This window comes from Flagellimonas iocasae (assembly GCF_042682725.1).
Taxonomy (GTDB): domain Bacteria; phylum Bacteroidota; class Bacteroidia; order Flavobacteriales; family Flavobacteriaceae; genus Flagellimonas; species Flagellimonas iocasae.
Genome location: NZ_JBHUHU010000003.1, coordinates 210,248 through 228,319 on the forward strand (window position 1 = coordinate 210,248; position 18,072 = coordinate 228,319).

Annotated in this window: 16 protein-coding genes; 15 read left to right on the forward strand and 1 reads right to left on the reverse strand. The window is 42.3% G+C overall.

Features of this window, described 5'->3' with window-relative positions; all coding sequences use genetic code 11:
* Positions 1–142: 142 nt before the first annotated feature.
* Complete coding sequence (locus tag ACFSJE_RS08240) at positions 143–1,156, reverse strand: glycoside hydrolase family 113 (protein ID WP_379830511.1); 1,014 nt, start codon at positions 1,154–1,156, stop codon at positions 143–145.
* A gap of 152 nt (positions 1,157–1,308) precedes the next feature.
* Here ACFSJE_RS08240 and ACFSJE_RS08245 point away from each other — a divergent pair, with 152 nt between their 5' ends.
* From ACFSJE_RS08245 to ACFSJE_RS08315, 15 genes are all read left to right on the forward strand, one after another.
* The gene (locus tag ACFSJE_RS08245) at positions 1,309–2,658 is read left to right on the forward strand and encodes an NAD(P)/FAD-dependent oxidoreductase (RefSeq protein ID WP_379830512.1); all 1,350 of its coding nucleotides are present in this window, start codon (positions 1,309–1,311) and stop codon (positions 2,656–2,658) included.
* A gap of 10 nt (positions 2,659–2,668) precedes the next feature.
* Positions 2,669–4,273, forward strand: a complete 1,605-nt coding sequence (locus ACFSJE_RS08250; RefSeq protein WP_379830513.1) for a 4Fe-4S binding protein — start codon at positions 2,669–2,671, stop codon at positions 4,271–4,273.
* A 101-nt stretch (positions 4,274–4,374) separates the two neighbouring features.
* A complete protein-coding gene (locus ACFSJE_RS08255) occupies positions 4,375–5,064 on the forward strand; it encodes a glycosyltransferase family 2 protein (protein WP_379830514.1) in 690 nt (229 codons plus the stop codon).
* 1 nt (position 5,065) lies between these two features.
* A complete protein-coding gene (locus ACFSJE_RS08260; protein WP_379830515.1) occupies positions 5,066–6,550 on the forward strand; it encodes a cellulose synthase family protein in 1,485 nt (494 codons plus the stop codon).
* 5 nt (positions 6,551–6,555) lie between these two features.
* Positions 6,556–7,908: a polyprenol phosphomannose-dependent alpha 1,6 mannosyltransferase MptB gene (gene mptB, locus ACFSJE_RS08265; RefSeq protein WP_379830516.1), complete on the forward strand. Its 1,353-nt coding sequence runs from the start codon at positions 6,556–6,558 to the stop codon at positions 7,906–7,908.
* Positions 7,909–8,127: 219 nt separating this feature from the next.
* On the forward strand, positions 8,128–8,742 hold the full coding sequence (locus tag ACFSJE_RS08270; protein WP_379830517.1) for a GNAT family N-acetyltransferase: 615 nt from the start codon (positions 8,128–8,130) through the stop codon (positions 8,740–8,742).
* Positions 8,743–8,836: 94 nt separating this feature from the next.
* A complete protein-coding gene (argG, locus tag ACFSJE_RS08275) occupies positions 8,837–10,027 on the forward strand; it encodes an argininosuccinate synthase (RefSeq protein WP_379830518.1) in 1,191 nt (396 codons plus the stop codon).
* A 90-nt stretch (positions 10,028–10,117) separates the two neighbouring features.
* Complete coding sequence (gene argC / locus ACFSJE_RS08280; protein WP_379830519.1) at positions 10,118–11,092, forward strand: N-acetyl-gamma-glutamyl-phosphate reductase; 975 nt, start codon at positions 10,118–10,120, stop codon at positions 11,090–11,092.
* Between the two features lie 80 nt (positions 11,093–11,172).
* Entirely contained in the window at positions 11,173–11,967 is a 795-nt protein-coding gene (gene proC / locus ACFSJE_RS08285) for a pyrroline-5-carboxylate reductase (RefSeq protein WP_379830520.1), read from the forward strand.
* A gap of 49 nt (positions 11,968–12,016) precedes the next feature.
* A complete protein-coding gene (locus ACFSJE_RS08290; protein WP_379830521.1) occupies positions 12,017–13,144 on the forward strand; it encodes an aspartate aminotransferase family protein in 1,128 nt (375 codons plus the stop codon).
* Positions 13,141–14,079 carry a Rossmann-fold NAD(P)-binding domain-containing protein gene (locus ACFSJE_RS08295; RefSeq protein ID WP_379830522.1) on the forward strand — a complete coding sequence of 313 codons (939 nt, stop codon included), beginning with the start codon at positions 13,141–13,143 and terminating at the stop codon, positions 14,077–14,079. Before ACFSJE_RS08290 ends, ACFSJE_RS08295 begins: the two co-directional genes overlap by 4 nt.
* Complete coding sequence (argB, locus tag ACFSJE_RS08300; protein ID WP_379830523.1) at positions 14,076–14,855, forward strand: acetylglutamate kinase; 780 nt, start codon at positions 14,076–14,078, stop codon at positions 14,853–14,855. The genes ACFSJE_RS08295 and argB overlap by 4 nt, the downstream gene beginning before the upstream one ends.
* Positions 14,852–15,931 (forward strand): M20 family metallo-hydrolase, encoded by a 1,080-nt coding sequence (locus ACFSJE_RS08305; RefSeq protein WP_379830524.1) that lies wholly within the window; start codon positions 14,852–14,854, stop codon positions 15,929–15,931. Before argB ends, ACFSJE_RS08305 begins: the two co-directional genes overlap by 4 nt.
* Positions 15,932–15,998: 67 nt before the next feature.
* The gene (gene argH / locus ACFSJE_RS08310) at positions 15,999–17,285 is read left to right on the forward strand and encodes an argininosuccinate lyase (protein WP_379830525.1); all 1,287 of its coding nucleotides are present in this window, start codon (positions 15,999–16,001) and stop codon (positions 17,283–17,285) included.
* 128 nt (positions 17,286–17,413) lie between these two features.
* Positions 17,414–18,010 (forward strand): hypothetical protein, encoded by a 597-nt coding sequence (locus ACFSJE_RS08315; RefSeq protein ID WP_379830526.1) that lies wholly within the window; start codon positions 17,414–17,416, stop codon positions 18,008–18,010.
* The last annotated feature ends 62 nt before the right edge of the window (positions 18,011–18,072 follow it).

Below are 18,072 nucleotides of genomic sequence, written 5' to 3' on the forward strand. Positions count from 1 at the left end.
AGTGCATACCCAAAATAATAGGGATGACAAGATTTTCATAGTTGTATTTTATCGAAAGAGGGGTGTACTACAAAGATGGTAAAAAATACCTTCGGGCAACACTTGAAGCACTTAAAACTTTGAACAATTAGTATTGATAACCTTAAAGTTTGGATTTCTTAACTTGAGCGTAGTGTTCACGAATCACAGATTCGGCAGGTTTATTTTGAGGTGTAAATCGATTATCAGCATAACCGCCAGCCTTATCATGATGAATGAACCATTTCCAAACAAAGCCTCCGGCAAACCAATCTTCATCCCAAAACTCATCAAAAATGACCTGGGTAGCGTCTGCTTGTGCTTTAAGGTTTACATTTTCTTGGATTCTATCTACCAGCCAGGGTTTCTTTCCTGTGTAATCCATACTCCGATAGCCAAACTCGGTGAACAAAATTGGTTTTTTTAGGTCTTCGGAAATCTGTTTTAGCTTGGTTTTCCATGGCTGCCAACCAGCGGTCAAGGTTTCCACGGTAGGGGTTTGTTTTTCACACAACGGAAAATAGGCGTTCACACCCACATAATCCAACTGATCCCAAAAAGGCGTTCGGCCGTATTCGTCCCAATTGGCGGCATAGGTCAGCTTTCCTTTAAAGACTTGCCGTACTTTTCCAATAAGGTCATTCCAAAATTCAGGTCGATGCTTTATGAATTCGTCCAACTCCGTACCGATGCAATACACACTGCATTGGGTTTCTTCGGCTAGCTTTGCATAGGTGAGAATAAAGTCTTCATACGATTTTTCAAAAGTACTCCAATCGTCATCCGTTGGCATGATCATATCCCCAGTGAAAGCACCTCGCCAAATCCAGATTTGGGGCTTCAGCATAACCTGCACCCCATTTTTGTGCAATACATCAATATATTGTCGGGCACCTCGGGCAGTTTCGCCATACCATTGGTGGTCGGTGTTGAATGTAAGTTCGGGATGTTCGGGGTTGCGCATAAAACCAAAAGGCATCACCGCAGCATAATTGGCATGTATTTTTAAAACCGGGTCTATGTGCGCTTGTGTCACTTCTTCACGAGATCCCACAAAGCTGACACCATTTATTTTATCCTGACTTTGACCTCCACACGAAATCAAAATCAAACCAAAGAAGAAACAAACCAATCTCATACGTTATCACCTTGCCCCTAAAATTAATGGATTAAAGTGTAGGTCGTTGCAAAAAATATGTGCCATCCTAAATTATATTCTTTCTAAATTAACAGACTGGGTTAAGTTCCTAGAATTAAGTTCGACACATTAGCAACAATCAATCAGGCCACATGGAACACATCGTCATCATTGGAAACGGTATTGCGGGGGTCACCGCAGCACGGCACATTCGAAAACTTTCCGATAAACGAATCACCATTATCTCTGCGGAGACCGATTATTTCTTTTCGCGCACGGCACTGATGTATGTCTACATGGGGCACATGAAATTTGAACACACCCAACCTTATGAAAAGGGGTTTTGGAAAAAAAACCGAATTGATTTGGTTAAAGGGTATGTCACTGCGGTAGTTCCGGCAGAGAAAAAACTTCAGCTTGATGGCGCTGAATTCATTTCCTATGATAAATTGATCATTGCCACAGGTTCCAAACCCAATAAATTTGGATGGCCAGGCCAAGACTTGGATGGCGTTCAGGGGTTGTATTCCAAACAAGATTTGGACATGTTGGAAGTAAATGCGCCCAACAAACAGGCCTGCAAGCGTGCCGTAATCGTTGGTGGGGGATTGATTGGCATTGAATTGGCCGAAATGCTCCGGACACGTGACATCCCAGTAACCTTTTTGGTGCGGGAGGACAGTTTTTGGAACGGGATTTTGCCCAGTGGCGAATCGCAAATGATCAATGAGCACATTTTGGAGCACCATATCGATTTACGATTGGGGTCTTCCCTGAAAGAAATTGTTTCGGATGAAAATGGAAGGGTAAAATCCATCATTGTGGAGGAAACCGGCGAGGAGATTCAATGTGATTTGGTCGGGCTCACAGCCGGGGTCACTCCCAATATCGATTTTTTGAAAGATTCTGGCATTGAACTGGGTCGAGGGGTCAAAGTGAATCGATTTTTAGAGACAAATATTGGAGACATCTACGCTATTGGTGATTGTGCCGAACAGCATGAAGCCATAGGAAACCGACGGCCCATTGAAGCGGTTTGGTATACGGGCCGCATGATGGGTGAAACCGTTGCACAGTCCATTTGCGACAACAAAATGGAGTATAATCCTGGGCATTGGTTCAATTCTGCTAAGTTTTTGGACATTGAATACCAAACCTATGGTTGGGTGTTTTCGGAACGAAGAAAAAAAGCCGAAGAAGTCCATTTCCACTGGAGGCATCCTAAAGACAAGCTTTGCATCACCATCGCCTTCCATAAAGATTCAGAAGAACTTTTGGGCATCAATACCTTTGGTATTCGTTTGCGGCATGAAATTTTTGACCGATGGCTCACCGAGAAAAAAAACATCAACTACGTTTTGGAGCATCTGGCTGATGCCAACTTTGACCCAGAATTCTATCGAACGTATGAAAAAGATATTGTGGAAAAATTCAATTCCGATTTTGGAAAATCCATCCACTCTAAAAAGAAAAGTCTAAAGCGCATCTTCCAATTTGCCTAATCCAACAACAATGAGCACATACGATAGAAGCATGGCCCTCACCGGGCAACCCCCAAAAAGTTTGAGCACCAACCAAAAGCTGGCCACACTTACCGGTGTTGCTGGATTGGCAATCATGTTATTGGCCATTTTCAATGTTTCATTTCCCAATAAAACCTTGTGGCTTTCCATTTCTCTTTTGGCACTTTTTGCAGGTATCCTTTGGTTTTCATGGGATGCCTATTCCCAGAAACTTCCGGGGATAAAAAATGATGGGGTTTGGTTCAAGTCCATTTCCAGTCGCGGATTTTGGGCTTGGGTGGCTGGGATTGCGTTGACTGGATTCTATATCATCCTCTATTTCTATCCCGAATATTTGGGATTGGTGAGTGATAGGGAAAACAAAGGCATAATTGCGCTTTTTGACCCGTTGAGCAAAGCACTTAGCGGAAATCCAGCAAGTCAATGGTTTGTGTATGGAACCCTTTACACTGTGGCCATTTTGGCCTTTGGAATAAAGTTTTTGTGGAAGTACCGCCATAACCGCTACGAACGATTGAGAACGTTTAGCGTGATGTTCTTTCAAACCGCATTTGCCTTCATCATTCCTGAAGTGATGGCCCGCTTGAATGGTGACAAGATTTTGAATGGCGGCAGTTTACCCTATTATGACCTAAAAAATGTTTGGCCGCTCAACTATTACAATTTTGAAAGCTACCGCATAAAAGGATTCTTAAGTTCCGGTGATATTGGTTTTGCACTATTGATTTTTGGAATTCTCTCCATTTTTGTCATTACACCAATTCTTACCTATAAATATGGAAAGCGATGGTATTGTTCGTGGGTTTGCGGTTGCGGCGCTTTGGCTGAGACTGCTGGAGATTCCTTCAGACAATTAAGTGATAAATCCACTTTTGCATGGAAAGTGGAACGTTGGGTGGTGCATAGCGTTGTGGTTTTTGTCACCTTGATGACCACCGCGGTGGTATACTCCTATTTGGGAACCGATACCAGCAAATATTGGTTGACTAAAAGCTCATTTTTGATTGGAGTTGCGGTACTGTTGACCCTCGTTTTTGGGTGGGTGATGTTATTTAAACGCGACCAACTTCAAAAAGATGCACAATACGGAGCCATAGGTTATTTTATAATCATCATGGCACTCCTAGGCATGCACTTTTTTAGTGGTGATGGGAACGTTTTTCTGTTTAAATCGGAAACGCTTCGCAAATCCTATTCCTTTTTGATTGGCAGCATTTTTTCAGGAGTGATAGGCACCGGGTTTTATCCCATTTTTGGAAGCAGGGTCTGGTGTAGGTTCGGGTGTCCCATGGCAGCTATCCTAGGCTTTCAACAGCGTTTGTTCTCTAGATTCCGAATTACAACGAACGGTGGTCAATGTATTTCCTGCGGAAACTGCTCCACTTATTGCGAAATGGGCATCGATGTGCGTGCCTATGCCCAAAAAGGTGAGAATATTGTCCGTGCCAGCTGTGTGGGCTGTGGTATTTGCTCAGCCGTGTGCCCAAGAGGCGTCTTGAAATTGGAAAATGGTCCGTTGGAAGGAAGAATAGACAGTAACCAAGTTTTATTGGGCAACGATGTGGACCTAATGACTTTGGTCAATCAAAAATAACCAAGGCATTTCACCATCAAACTGGAAGAAAACAGGTCAAAAACGCATGGAATACCGTAGTTTTGGCTACTTCAATGCAAAACAAATTCCATAGGTAGCCCATGGCGGATATCAAGGTTATCATTCCTGCGATCAATGAAGGAGATTCCATAGGAAAAGTGATCTCTGAACTCCCCAAGCATGTCTCCGAAATTATTGTAGTGGACAATGGTTCTACCGACAATACGATGGAAAATGCAAAAAAAGCCGGCGCCACCGTACTCACCGAAACCCGCACCGGATATGGATCTGCCTGTTTGTGTGGAATAAATTATGTAGGGCAGCAATCCAAAGCGCCAGACATTATCGTATTTATCGACGGAGACTACTCGGATTATCCAGAGGAACTGGATAAGGTGGTCGCTCCCATTTTGGAAAATGACATAGATTTTGTGGTGGGCGCCCGAAAAAAGTCGCTCAGGGAACCCGGTTCCATGACTCCACAACAGGTTTTTGGCAACAAATTGGCCACATTTTTAATGAAAATCCTGTTTGGGGCAAGATTTACGGATTTGGGACCTTTTAGAGCCATAAAATATGAAAAACTCAAAAAATTGGAGATGCAGGACACGACTTATGGGTGGACGGTGGAAATGCAGCTCAAAGTACTGAGAAAAAACATGTCATATACCGAGATACCAGTCCGTTATAAACGAAGAATTGGGGTCTCAAAAGTGTCAGGTACGGTAAAAGGTACTATATTTGCTGGCATAAAAATTATGGGTTGGATTTTTAAATACAGTTTAAAATAATATGGGACTCACAATTGCTCTTATCATCATCGCTATTTATAGCACAGCCTTAATTTTGATCTTCTTTTATAGTCTTGCACAATTAAATTTGTTGATCAATTATTTGGGTTACAAAAAGCGAATTGATGAAGCTCCCAAATTCAACCTATTAGATCCCAAGGAAATACCAGTTATCACCATACAACTTCCCATCTACAACGAAGAGTATGTGATGGAGCGATTGTTGGATAATATCTCCAAAATAGAATACCCTAAAAGCAAGCTGGAAATCCAGGTGTTGGACGACTCAACCGATGACTCCGTTATTGAAACGGCCAGAAGAATCGAAGAGTTGCAAAAAGATGGGCTTGACATTCAACACATCCGAAGGGAAAACAGAAAAGGCTACAAAGCTGGCGCGCTTAAAGAAGGCCTGGCGATTGCAAAAGGAGAGTTCATCGCCATTTTTGATGCAGACTTCCTTCCCGAAAGCGATTGGTTAAAAAAGACGGTTCCTTATTTTAAAGATGAGGAAATCGGTGTGGTGCAGACCCGCTGGGGACACATCAACCGCGATTATTCCACCCTTACCCGTATTCAAGCTTTTGCTTTGGATGCCCACTTTACGTTGGAGCAGGTAGGACGTAATTCAAAAGGACACTTTATCAATTTCAACGGAACTGCCGGTATTTGGAGAAAAGAATGCATTTTGGACGCTGGCAACTGGGAAGGCGATACACTAACAGAGGATTTGGATTTGAGCTACCGCGCCCAATTGAAAAACTGGAAATTCAAGTATTTGGAAGATGTGGAAACTCCAGCTGAACTTCCTGTGGTAATCAGTGCAGCGCGCTCACAGCAATTCCGTTGGAACAAAGGGGGTGCTGAAAACTTTAGAAAAACCGTTTGGAGCGTTATCACAGCCAAGAATATTCCATTCAAGACCAAGTTTCATGGTGTAATGCACCTATTGAACAGTTCCATGTTCCTTTGTGTATTCATCGTGGCTTTGTTGAGCATTCCAATGCTATACATCAAAAATACGTACGGTCATTTAGGCTGGATATTCCAAGTAACCAGTTTCTTTATCGTGAGCACCATTATCCTGTTCATCTGCTACTGGTTTACCTATAAAAGCATACAGGGAAGCAGTTTTGATAATTTTGTGGACTACATCAAACTCTTCTTCACCTTCTTTTCAGTGGCACTTGGTTTCTCGTTGCACAACACTGTGGCCGTTTTGGAAGGGCATTTGGGCAAGCGTAGCGAATTTGTTCGCACCCCCAAGTTCAACATCAACAACATTACAGACTCTTGGAAAGGCAATAAATATTTGGCCAAGAAATTGTCACCCAATATGATTTTGGAATTTGCCTTGATGATCTACTTCCTTTTTGGAATGTACAGTGCTGTTCCTTTGAATGACTACGGATTGTTTCCTTTCCATTTGATGTTATTCCTTGGTTTCGGTTTTGTTTTCTTTAAATCACTGACCTCCAAGGCCTAAAAACCATGCTTTCTTACTGGCGCTTGCACAAATACCCGATACTCTTTGTTGTCGGTAGTATTTTGTTCTATGCTAGCTTTGGATACGATTTGGTTCGTACCGATTTTATAAAGCTCATCATGCTATTTGGTGGGCTGTTCTTTTTTATGACCAAACTCATGCAGTTTGAGAAGTGGAACTTTAAGTTCCTGCTTGTGGCCGGAATTCTATTTCGATTGGTCTTTTTGATTGCCGAGCCTAACCTTTCCCAAGATTTTTATCGGTTTATTTGGGATGGTGAACTCATCAAAAATGGTCTCAACCCTTACCTCCATACCCCTAACGATTTAATCAATCAATCTGATTTGGCGATTGCCAATGCACAGGAGCTACACACCAAAATGGGAACCCTCCACGCCAGACATTACAGTAATTATCCCCCGGTAAATCAACTGTTATTTGCTTTGTCGGCTATTTTGGGTGGTGGCAGCATTTTAGGTTCCATTATAGTAATGCGGTTGACTTTGATTTTGGCCGATATTGGAGTGTTGTACTTTGGGAGAAAATTGCTGCAAAACCTCAATCAATCCAATCATATGGCCTTTTGGTATTTTTTGAATCCGTTGGCCATTATTGAATTGACAGGCAATCTCCATTTTGAAGGAGTCATGCTGTTCTTTTTGATTTGGGCCTTGTACCTCATCTCAAAAAACAAATGGGCACTGGCCGCACCGATGTATTCGTTGTCCATCATGGTAAAGCTGATGCCCTTGCTATTTCTTCCCCTATTTTTAAAATACTTCCGGTTCAAAAAAAGCGCATTGTTCTATGGACTGGTTGGGGCAGGATTTATAGTGTTGCTGCTCCCTTTTTATGCTCCATCCTTCATCGAGAATTATTCCGAAACATTGAAACTATGGTTCTCCAACTTTGAATTTAATGCAAGCCTCTACAACATTATCAAAAAAATTGCAGTAACCCAGTATGAGGCCAAACCCTGGGAACTGATTGAATCCTATGGAAAGATCATCACAAAAGTAATATTGGTCATTACCTTGCTCATTGCATTCCTTCGCAAAAACCACAATCTTGAAAGCGTAATTACCTCAATGGTCTTAGTGCTGTCTTGCTATTATTTTTTGTCCAGTACCGTTCATCCTTGGTACGTTGTTTTTTTGATGGGTCTCTCCCTTTTCACAAAATACCGTTTCCCACTGGTATGGTCATTGGCCATTGTGCTTAGCTATCAGGCCTATTCCAATCCAGATAACAGGGAAAACCTTTGGTTATTGGCCTTAGAATACATTCTGGTATTCGGCTTCTTTATTTATGAAATAATAGGTAGGGGTTCAAAAAAGTTATATTTCTTCAAAAAATAAATCAATCTTTAGTTCAATTGGAATTAATTTGTACTTTTATCCCATAATGAAAGGACAAAATCACATATTTCTAACATTGAGCAATCCAGCTCCGGTTCGTCCATTTTCTCCCCGTCGTCGCCCGTAAGGGTGCTGCATTATCTATGGAAATAGGTGAGTCCATTTCCGCAAAAATCAACAAAATTTTCTTTATTAATTTTATCTGCTTAATCGCTTGCAATGGAAATTGTTATTGCTAACGAATCACATTTTAAATACGCCCAGATTATCTGCGATACCATAGCGGAATCCGCTAAGGTGCGCGGCACTGGAATTGCCAAACGTACCCCCGAGTATATCATGAAACGTCTACAAAACGGTAATGCCATCATTGCCTTGGACGGTGATAAGTTTGCGGGCTTTTGCTACATTGAAGTTTGGGGCAACAAGGACTTTGTGGCCAACTCCGGGCTTATTGTACATCCTGATTATAGAAATCAGGGATTGGCTACGAAAATCAAAAAAGCGGTCTTTGACCTATCGCGAAAGAAATTCCCCGATGCCAAAATTTTTGGAATCACCACAGGATTGGCCGTAATGAAAATGAACTACGAGCTTGGGTACAGGCCCGTGACATTTTCGGAACTTACCAACGACCCTGAATTCTGGAAAGGATGTCAAACCTGTAAGAACTTTGATATTCTTACCCGTACCGAACAAAAAATGTGCCTGTGCACCGGTATGTTGTACGACCCCAGTGAAAAAAAGATTGAACCCAGAAAATTAAATGGAAAAGCCTTTCAGCGGTTAAAGGAGATGAAGGAAAACCTTTTCCTTAAGAAAAAAGAAAAATAATTTTTACATGTCCCCTTGAGGGGACCTTAGGGGTGTAAAACACAACTATTGATAAAACAAGGATTCCCGCTTTTGGGAGAAAAAATAAATTTGAATGAAAAAATTAGTATTAGCCTACAGTGGTGGGTTGGACACCTCGTATTGTGCCAAATATTTGTCCAAAGAAGAAGGATTTGAAGTACATGCCGTTAGCGTCAACACGGGTGGTTTCAGCAAAGCTGAAATTCAACAGATTGAGCAAAAAGCGCTTGCCTTGGGGGCAACATCCTATACCTCCATCGATGCCATTTCTAATTTTTATGAAAAAGTGGTGAAATACCTCATTTTTGGAAATGTGCTTCGGAACAACACCTATCCCCTTTCTGTGAGTGCGGAGCGGATTGTTCAGGCTATTGAAATCGTAAATCACGCCAAAAAAATTGGCGCACAATATATCGCCCATGGTAGCACCGGGGCGGGAAATGACCAAGTTCGATTTGATATGATCTTTCAAATCTTGGCACCAGAAATTGAAATCATCACCCCAATTCGAGATAAACGATTGGCTCGCGAGGAAGAAATCAATTACCTACAGCAAAACGGTATTGATTATTCTTGGGAAAAAGCCAAGTATTCCATCAACAGAGGACTGTGGGGAACATCGGTGGGTGGTTCAGAAACCTTGACATCGCATCTTTCCTTACCCGAAACAGCCTACCCAAGCCAATTGGAAAAAGAATTGCCCAAAGAATTAAAACTGACCTTTGAAAAAGGGGAACTCGTTGCTTTGGATGGCGAACAGGATACGCCTGTGGCCAATATTGAAAAACTGGCGGCCATTGCCTCCAAATATGCCATTGGAAGGGATATCCACGTTGGTGATACCATTATCGGAATTAAAGGAAGAGTAGGTTTTGAGGCCGCTGCACCTTTGATCATCATCAAGGCGCATCATTTATTGGAAAAACACACCTTGAGCAAGTGGCAACAGTACCAAAAAGAGCAAATGGCCAATTTTTATGGTATGCTATTGCACGAAGGAAATTATCTGGACGAGGTGATGCGAAACATCGAAGCCTTTTTGGCCGATACACAGAAAAACGTTTCCGGGGAGGTTTTTGTAACCCTTCACCCATACCGATTTGAATTGAACGGAATTGCATCAGACCATGATTTGATGAATGCTTCCTTCGGAAGTTATGGGGAAATGAACAAAGGTTGGACCACCGATGATGCCAAAGGTTTCATCAAAATTCTGTCCAATTCAGGGAAAATTGCAAACCACGTAAACCAAGAGCAAAAATAATATTAGGTCGAGTCACCCTGAGCGGAGTCGAAGGGCGAGAAGTAACTGGATAAGATTCCCGCCTTCGCGGGAATGACAAAAAGAAAATATATGATAAAAGCGGGAATCATAGGCGGTTCTGGGTATACAGGAGGGGAACTTATTCGATTGTTATTGAACCATCCTGAAACCGAAATCGACTTTGTGTACAGCACAACAAGGGCAGGAAAACCAATCACCTCAGCCCACCAAGATTTATTGGGATTGACCGATTTGGCTTTTTCGGGACAAATCAATCCAAACGTGGATGTCGTTTTTCTTTGTTTGGGGCATGGCAATTCCACATCCTTTTTAACGGAAAATACCTTTTCCAACAACACCAAGATCATCGATTTGAGCAACGACTTCAGACTAAAAGATGATGCCACTTTTGATGGAAAGCATTTTGTGTATGGATTGCCAGAATTGAATAAGGAGGAGATTCAATCCGCCGACGCCATCGCCAATCCAGGTTGTTTTGCCACTGCCATTCAGCTGGCATTGTTGCCTTTAGCTAAGGCTGACTTACTTAGTAACGATGTCCACATCAACGCGGTGACCGGAAGTACGGGTGCAGGGGTTGGATTGTCATCAACTTCACATTTTAGCTGGAGGAACAACAACTTTTCGTGGTACAAACCTTTTACCCACCAACATTTGGGAGAAATAGGCGAAAGTTTGGATTCCTACGGAAATGCGGTTGGAAAATTATTGTTTTTGCCTACACGTGGGAATTTCACTAGAGGAATTTTGGCTACGGCCTATACTTCTTTTGAAGGTTCGTTGGAAGAAGCCAAAAAGCTCCATAAAGATTTTTATGCTGATGCTGTCTTTACCCATGTTTCTGATGAGGAAATCCATTTGAAGCAAGTGGTGAACACCAATCAATGTCACATTCATTTGCACAAACATGAAGATTTGATTTTGGTCACCTCAGCCATTGATAATTTATTGAAGGGAGCCTCGGGGCAAGCCGTACAAAATATGAATTTGATGTTTGGTTTCCCTGAAACCGAAGGTCTATTGTTAAAAGCAGGAGTTTTTTAAGTGAATGTACCCTGAGCGAAGTCGAAGGGTAAAACTAAATTAGATTCCTGCCTATACAGGAATGACAAACAAAACGACATATGAAAATAGCAATCATAGGAGCAGGAAACTTGGGTATGGCCATTGCAAAAGGAATTTTGCACAGCAACGGTGCCACCACCATGTACCTCACCAAGCGAAACACCAAATCCATTCAGGATTTTGAAAAATACGGGAATGTTACGGTCACTTCGGATAACGAAGAGGCGGTGAAAAACTCCGACATTCTCATTTTTGCAGTGCAGCCGGGGCATTTTACCTCCATTTTGGAGAAAACAAAGGACTTGCTCACCGAAAAACACGTCATCATCAGTACCATTACCGGTTTTGGTATTCCAAGAATCGAAGGCATTATCGGTTCCGATAAGTTCATCATTCGCAGTATGCCCAACACCGCCATTTCGGTAGGGAAATCCATGACCTGCATCTGCAGCAATGAACTCGGCAAAAAACGAATCGATTTGGCCAAGGCTATTTTTAACCGAATGGGTCACACCATGGAGATTCCTGAGGAACAAATGCAAGCGGCCACCGTTATCTGCGCCAGTGGAATTGCCTTTTGGATGCGTTTGATTCGTGCCACAACACAAGGAGCCATTCAATTGGGTTTTGATGCCAAGGAAGCCCAGGAATTGGCCATGCACACCTGTAATGGGGCGGCCAGTCTTCTCATTGAATCCGGTAGTCACCCTGAGGAAGAAATTGATAGGGTGACCACTCCCAAAGGTTGTACCATCGAGGGATTGAATGAAATGGAACACCAAGGATTGAGCTCCTCGCTTATTCGAGGTATTGTGAGCTCATTTGAAAAAATCAGCCAAATCAAAAAAGGATAAACCTAAAATGTCCCCTTGAGGGGACTTTAGGGGTGTAAAAAATAAAAAAATGAAATTATTTGATGTATATCCGCTTTATGATGTCACTCCTGTGTCTGCAAAAGGCATTGAGGTTTGGGATGATAAAGGACAAAAATATTGGGATTTTTATGGCGGTCATGCCGTGATTTCCATTGGGCATACCCATCCACATTATGTAAAACGAATCAAGGACCAACTGGACAAGATTGCCTTTTACAGCAACTCCATCCAAAATCCGATTCAAGAGGCATTGGCCGAAAAGTTGGGCCAGCTATCCAGTTGTGAGGAATATGACCTTTTTATGTGCAATTCGGGTGCGGAAGCCAATGAAAATGCATTGAAAATGGCATCCTTCCACACGGGAAAATCCAAGGTCATTGCGTTTAACAACAGTTTCCACGGAAGGACATCGGCCGCGGTTGCCGCTACGGACAATCCAAGCATCAATGCACCCATCAACAAGCAGCAGGCGGTTACATTTCTACCATTGAATGATTTTGAGGCTTTTGAAAAAGCCATTGCTTCGGATGCGTATTGTGCCGTGATTTTGGAAGCTATTCAAGGTGTGGGTGGATTGGATGAGCCTACCACAGAGTTTTATCAATTCATTGCAGAAAAATGTAAGAAGCATCAAGTTGTTTTGATTGCAGATGAAGTTCAATCTGGGTATGGAAGAAGCGGAAAATTCTTTGCGTTTCAGCACCATGGAATTCAACCCGATATCATTTCCATTGCAAAAGGAATGGGCAACGGCTTTCCGGTTGGCGGTGTGTTGATTCATGAGACCTTTAAACCATCCTATGGTCTTTTGGGAACCACTTTTGGAGGAAACCACTTGGCCTGCGCAGCAAGTTTGGCAGTTTTGGAAGTACTGGAAAGTGAAGGACTCACTAAAAATGCGGATGAATTGGGAGCCTATTTTAGGGAAAAGGCCCAAGACATTCCAGAAATCAAGAACGTAAAAGGTCGCGGATTGATGATTGGCCTTGAATTTGATTTTGAAGTGGCCGACCTCAGAAAAAAACTGATATATGACCAACATATTTTTACCGGCAGTGCCAAAAACAAGAAGTTATTGCGGTTTTTACCTGCATTGAACATCACTAAGGAACATGTAGACCTATTTTTTGACGCCCTGCAAAACGCATTAAAATGAAGCATTTTTTAACTGTTAACGATATTGAGTCCCTCCCCGATTGGGTGGACGAAGCAATTACCTTAAAACAAAACCCCTATCAATTTGAAGATTTGGGGAAACATAAAACGGTGTGCCTGTTGTTTTTCAACAATAGTTTACGGACGCGTTTGAGCACGCAAAAGGCCGCCATGAACTTGGGAATGGAAGTGATGATCATGAATTTTGGCAATGAAGGCTGGATTTTGGAATACCAGGACGGTGCCATCATGGATCAAGGTACTTCCGAACACATTAAGGAAGCTGCCCAGGTGGTTTCCCAATATTGTGATATTGTCGCTATCCGTGCTTTTCCCGATTTAAAGGACAAAGCAAAAGATGAAGCTGAGGAAGTTTTGAACGGTTTCGCAAAATATGCATCAGTTCCTGTGGTAAATATGGAAAGTTCTACTGGTCATCCTTTGCAGGCCTTGGCAGATGCCATAACTTTAGCAGAGCACAACAAAAAATCACGACCCAAAGTCGTTTTGTCCTGGGCGCCCCACCCCAAAGCTTTGCCTCATGCTGTGGCCAATTCATTCACACAAATGATGAAGTTACAGGATGCAGAATTTATCATCACCCACCCCAAAGGGTACGAACTCAACCCCAACATCACCAAAGGCTGCCAAATTGAGTATGATCAAGATAAAGCGCTAAAGGATGCCGATTTTGTTTATGTAAAAAACTGGAGCAATTACAATGATTATGGTAAGGTGCTCAATCAAGACCTAAACTGGACCATGACACAACAAAAATTGGGACAAGCCAAGTTTATGCACTGCCTTCCGGTGCGGAGAAATGTTGTTGTGGAAGATGCCGTTTTGGATGGAAATCAATCGTTGGTGATCAACCAAGCACAGAATAGAACCTTTTCAGCACAAATTGTCCTGAAAAAAATATTGGAATCGTTATGAAACAAAAACTGTCCATCGTAAAAGTAGGGAGCAACCTCATTGAAGACGACAAGGGGTTCATCCGAATTTTAGAGCTTTTTTCCAAAATGCCCGGAAACAAAATCATGGTACATGGAGGAGGCAAAAAAGCAACACAGATTGGCAACAAACTTGGCATTGAGGCCAAAATGATCAATGGCCGAAGGATTACCGATGAAAAAAGTTTGGAAATCGCCATTATGGTGTACGGTGGATTGGTAAGTAAGCAAATCGTAGCGCAACTTCAGGCCTTCGGAACCAACGCCATTGGCATGAGCGGGGCTGATGCCAATGCCATAATCGCACACAAAAGACCCGTTACCAAAGTGGATTTTGGCTACGTTGGTGATGTAGACAAAGTAAACGCCTACGGTATTTTCAAACTGCTACAAGCTGGCTTTACACCCATATTTTGTGCCCTGACACACAATGGAAAGGGACAATTGTTCAATACAAATGCCGATACCATCGCCGCCGAAGTGGCCATCGCCATGTCCGATCAGTTCGACACAACCCTATATTATTGTTTCGAGAAGAAAGGAGTGCTTGAAAATGTAGATGATGATGATTCGCTGATTACCCATATCAATTCCAAAACCTATGAGGAACTTCTAGCCTATGGCATTATTTCGGATGGAATGCTGCCCAAAATGCACAATTGCTTCTACGCCTTGAGAAATCAAGTAAGCAAGGTATGCATTGGAGATATTAGCATGCTGGAAGAAGGGAACCCAAATTTTACCACATTGACTTTATGAAAATTGACCAAAACATATTGACCGAAAAAGCTATTGAACTCTTAAAGGAACTGATTTCCATCCCTTCCTTTTCGGGTGAAGAGGACAAAACAGGAGATGCCATTGCTTCTTTTTTGGAGGGATTTGGGATAAAAACGGAACGGCAATACAACAACATTTATGCCTTCAACAAACATTTTGATGTCTCCAAACCAACCCTTTTACTGAATTCACACCACGATACCGTCAAACCGAACAGTGCCTATACCAAAGACCCTTTTCATCCCCATATTGAGGATGGCAAATTGTATGGACTGGGCAGTAATGATGCTGGCGGATGTTTGGTATCGCTTTTGGCCACTTTTGTCCATTTTTATGACATGGAAGGACTGACCCATAATATTATTATGGCCGCTACCGGTGAGGAAGAAGATGCCGGTGAAAAAAGCATTCGTTCTTTGTTGCCCATTCTTCCTGAAATACATGTTGCCGTGGTGGGCGAACCCACGTTGATGGACTTGGCCATTGCCGAAAAAGGCTTGGTGGTCTTTGATGCCGTTGTGGAAGGAACACCTTCGCATGCGGCCCACCCCAATGACAACAATTCCATATACAATACTATTGAAGTGTTGCAGTGGTTCAAGGATTACACGTTTGATAAAGTCTCTGAGGCTCTAGGTGAGGTAAAATTGACCGTAACACAAATCAATGCGGGAAAACAACACAATGTGGTTCCCGCGCAAGTGGATTTGGTGGTGGATGTTCGGGTGAACGACTGTTATACCAATCAAGAAATTTCAGATTTGCTGCAAAAGGAAGCACCCTGTAAAATGACGCCACGCTCCCTGCGACTCAACTCATCCTGCATTAGCCCTGACCACGCTTTGGTGAAAAGTGGTTTGGCCTTAGGTCGAAAAACCTATGGTTCACCAACACTATCGGACCAAGCGGCGTTAAGCTGTCAATCCGTGAAATTGGGCCCTGGGGACAGCACCCGTTCGCACTCGGCCAATGAATTTATTTTTGTAAACGAAATTGAAGAAGGCATAGACCTTTATATTAAAATCCTTTCAGGATTTTTAAAAAAGAATTTATAAGGAGTTCGAGCGGAGTCGAGAACCCGATAACAGATTTCCGCCTTCGCGGGAATGACAATTATAAACTATGAAACTCTGGGACAAAGGTTTTAGTACCGATAAAAAGATAGACCATTTTACCGTTGGAAATGACCGCGAACTGGATTTGGTCTTGGCGAAATATGATGTCATTGCCTCCACCGCTCATGCCAAAATGCTGGGCAAGGTGGGCTTGCTTTCAGAAGAAGAATCCGAAAACTTGGTGAAAGCTTTAGGAACCATTGGCAAGGATATCGAAAAAGGGAAATTTACCATTGAGGATGATTTTGAGGACATGCACTCCAAAATTGAATTTCTCCTCACTGAAAAATTGGGTGATACCGGTAAAAAAATCCATTCCGCCCGTTCTCGGAACGACCAAGTTTTGGTGGCGATGCAATTGTATTTAAAAGATGAATTGAGCGAAATCAAAAATCAAATAAAAACACTTTTTAACTTGTTGATGGATTTGGCCGACAAGCACAAAAATGTATTGTTGCCCGGCTACACCCATTTGCAGATTGCCATGCCTTCCTCATTCGGACTTTGGTTTTCAGCCTATGCGGAAAGTTTGGTGGATGACCTGTACTTTGTACAGGCTGCCCATAAAGTGGCGGACCAAAATCCGTTGGGGAGTGCCGCCGGATATGGTAGCTCCTTCCCCATTGACCGCAGTTTCACAACTGCAGAAATGGGCTTCGACACCCTAAAATACAATGTGGTTGCTGCCCAAATGGGTCGCGGTAAAGTGGAAAAAGCCGCCGCCTTTGGAATTTCAAGTGTCGCTGCTACCCTATCTAAAATGGCTATGGACATTTGTCTGTACATGAGCCAGAATTTTGATTTTATCTCCTTCCCCAATGAATTGACCACCGGAAGTAGCATCATGCCGCACAAAAAGAATCCAGATGTTTTTGAGCTGATTCGAGCCAAGTGCAATAAAATCCAAGCCGTTCCCAACCAATTGACACTGATCGTCAACAACCTACCCAGTGGCTATCACCGAGATCTACAATTGGTGAAGGAAGTCATAGTGCCTGCATTGCAGGACATGCAGGCGTGTTTGGAGTTGATGACGTTTAGCTTAAAGGAAATCAAGGTGAACCCAAGCATTTTGGAAGATCCCAAATACGATTACCTCTTTAGTGTGGACACCTTGAATGAACTCGTAAAAAGTGGAATGCCTTTCCGGGATGCCTACAAAACCATGGGCAAGGCCATTGAAAATGGCAATTTTAAACCGAAACGAGACATTGAACATTCGCACGAAGGTAGTTTAGGGAATTTATGTTTGGAGGAAATCAAACAGAAGATGGAAAAGGCACTGGATTCCTAAAAACTCGTCTTTCTTTTAGCTAGTTATCAATTCAAAGTGAACATCTGTCAATTGAGGCTGTATATTAAAGGCGAAAATGGTAGCTTCACTCCTAGCTTGCAATAACGGAGTAAAATTTCCATTAAAAATTGAAAACACAAAAAATTGTAATCATTGTTGGGGTTATACTGGTTATAGCCATTGTAGGTTTACTTGTTTATCTTTTTGCACTTTCTTCTGCGTACACGCTGAATAAGCCCTACAAAAGACCTTTTTATATAGTCACTGAACCCATAGTCGTAAAAAAAATCTTGTTGCCAAAAGGGACCAAAATAATTTATGAGAAACAATACTTTTGGGAAAAACAGGAACAAAAAAAACCACGCAATGAAAAAGATATCATTCAGATTTCTTTTAGGGAGGGAACGACTATAAACTGGGGAGGAGTGCCAATTACATCAATGGTAAGGTTTTATAATTCAGAAATGAAGGGATTTACGGTCTATCCTGATTTCGATACCCTAAATAAAGAAACCCGATTCTCTGCGCTTTGGCAAAATTGTGATGACGGTCTGGGAATAACCATAGCGGATGAAGATGATTGGTCATGCAATAAAGAAAATATTTTGGATGTTGAATCTTGCGGCGTGAATTACCAAAGGTATTTTAAGGAAGATGACAATCAACAAAAGTACCTTGATGATTTGTACCATGAATTGATGCTAATCAAAGACCAGAACTTATAAACACCTCTTTCCAATCTTTCAGTTCCGCATAAAAAATTACTGACCCTCTTCACCAAAATTGT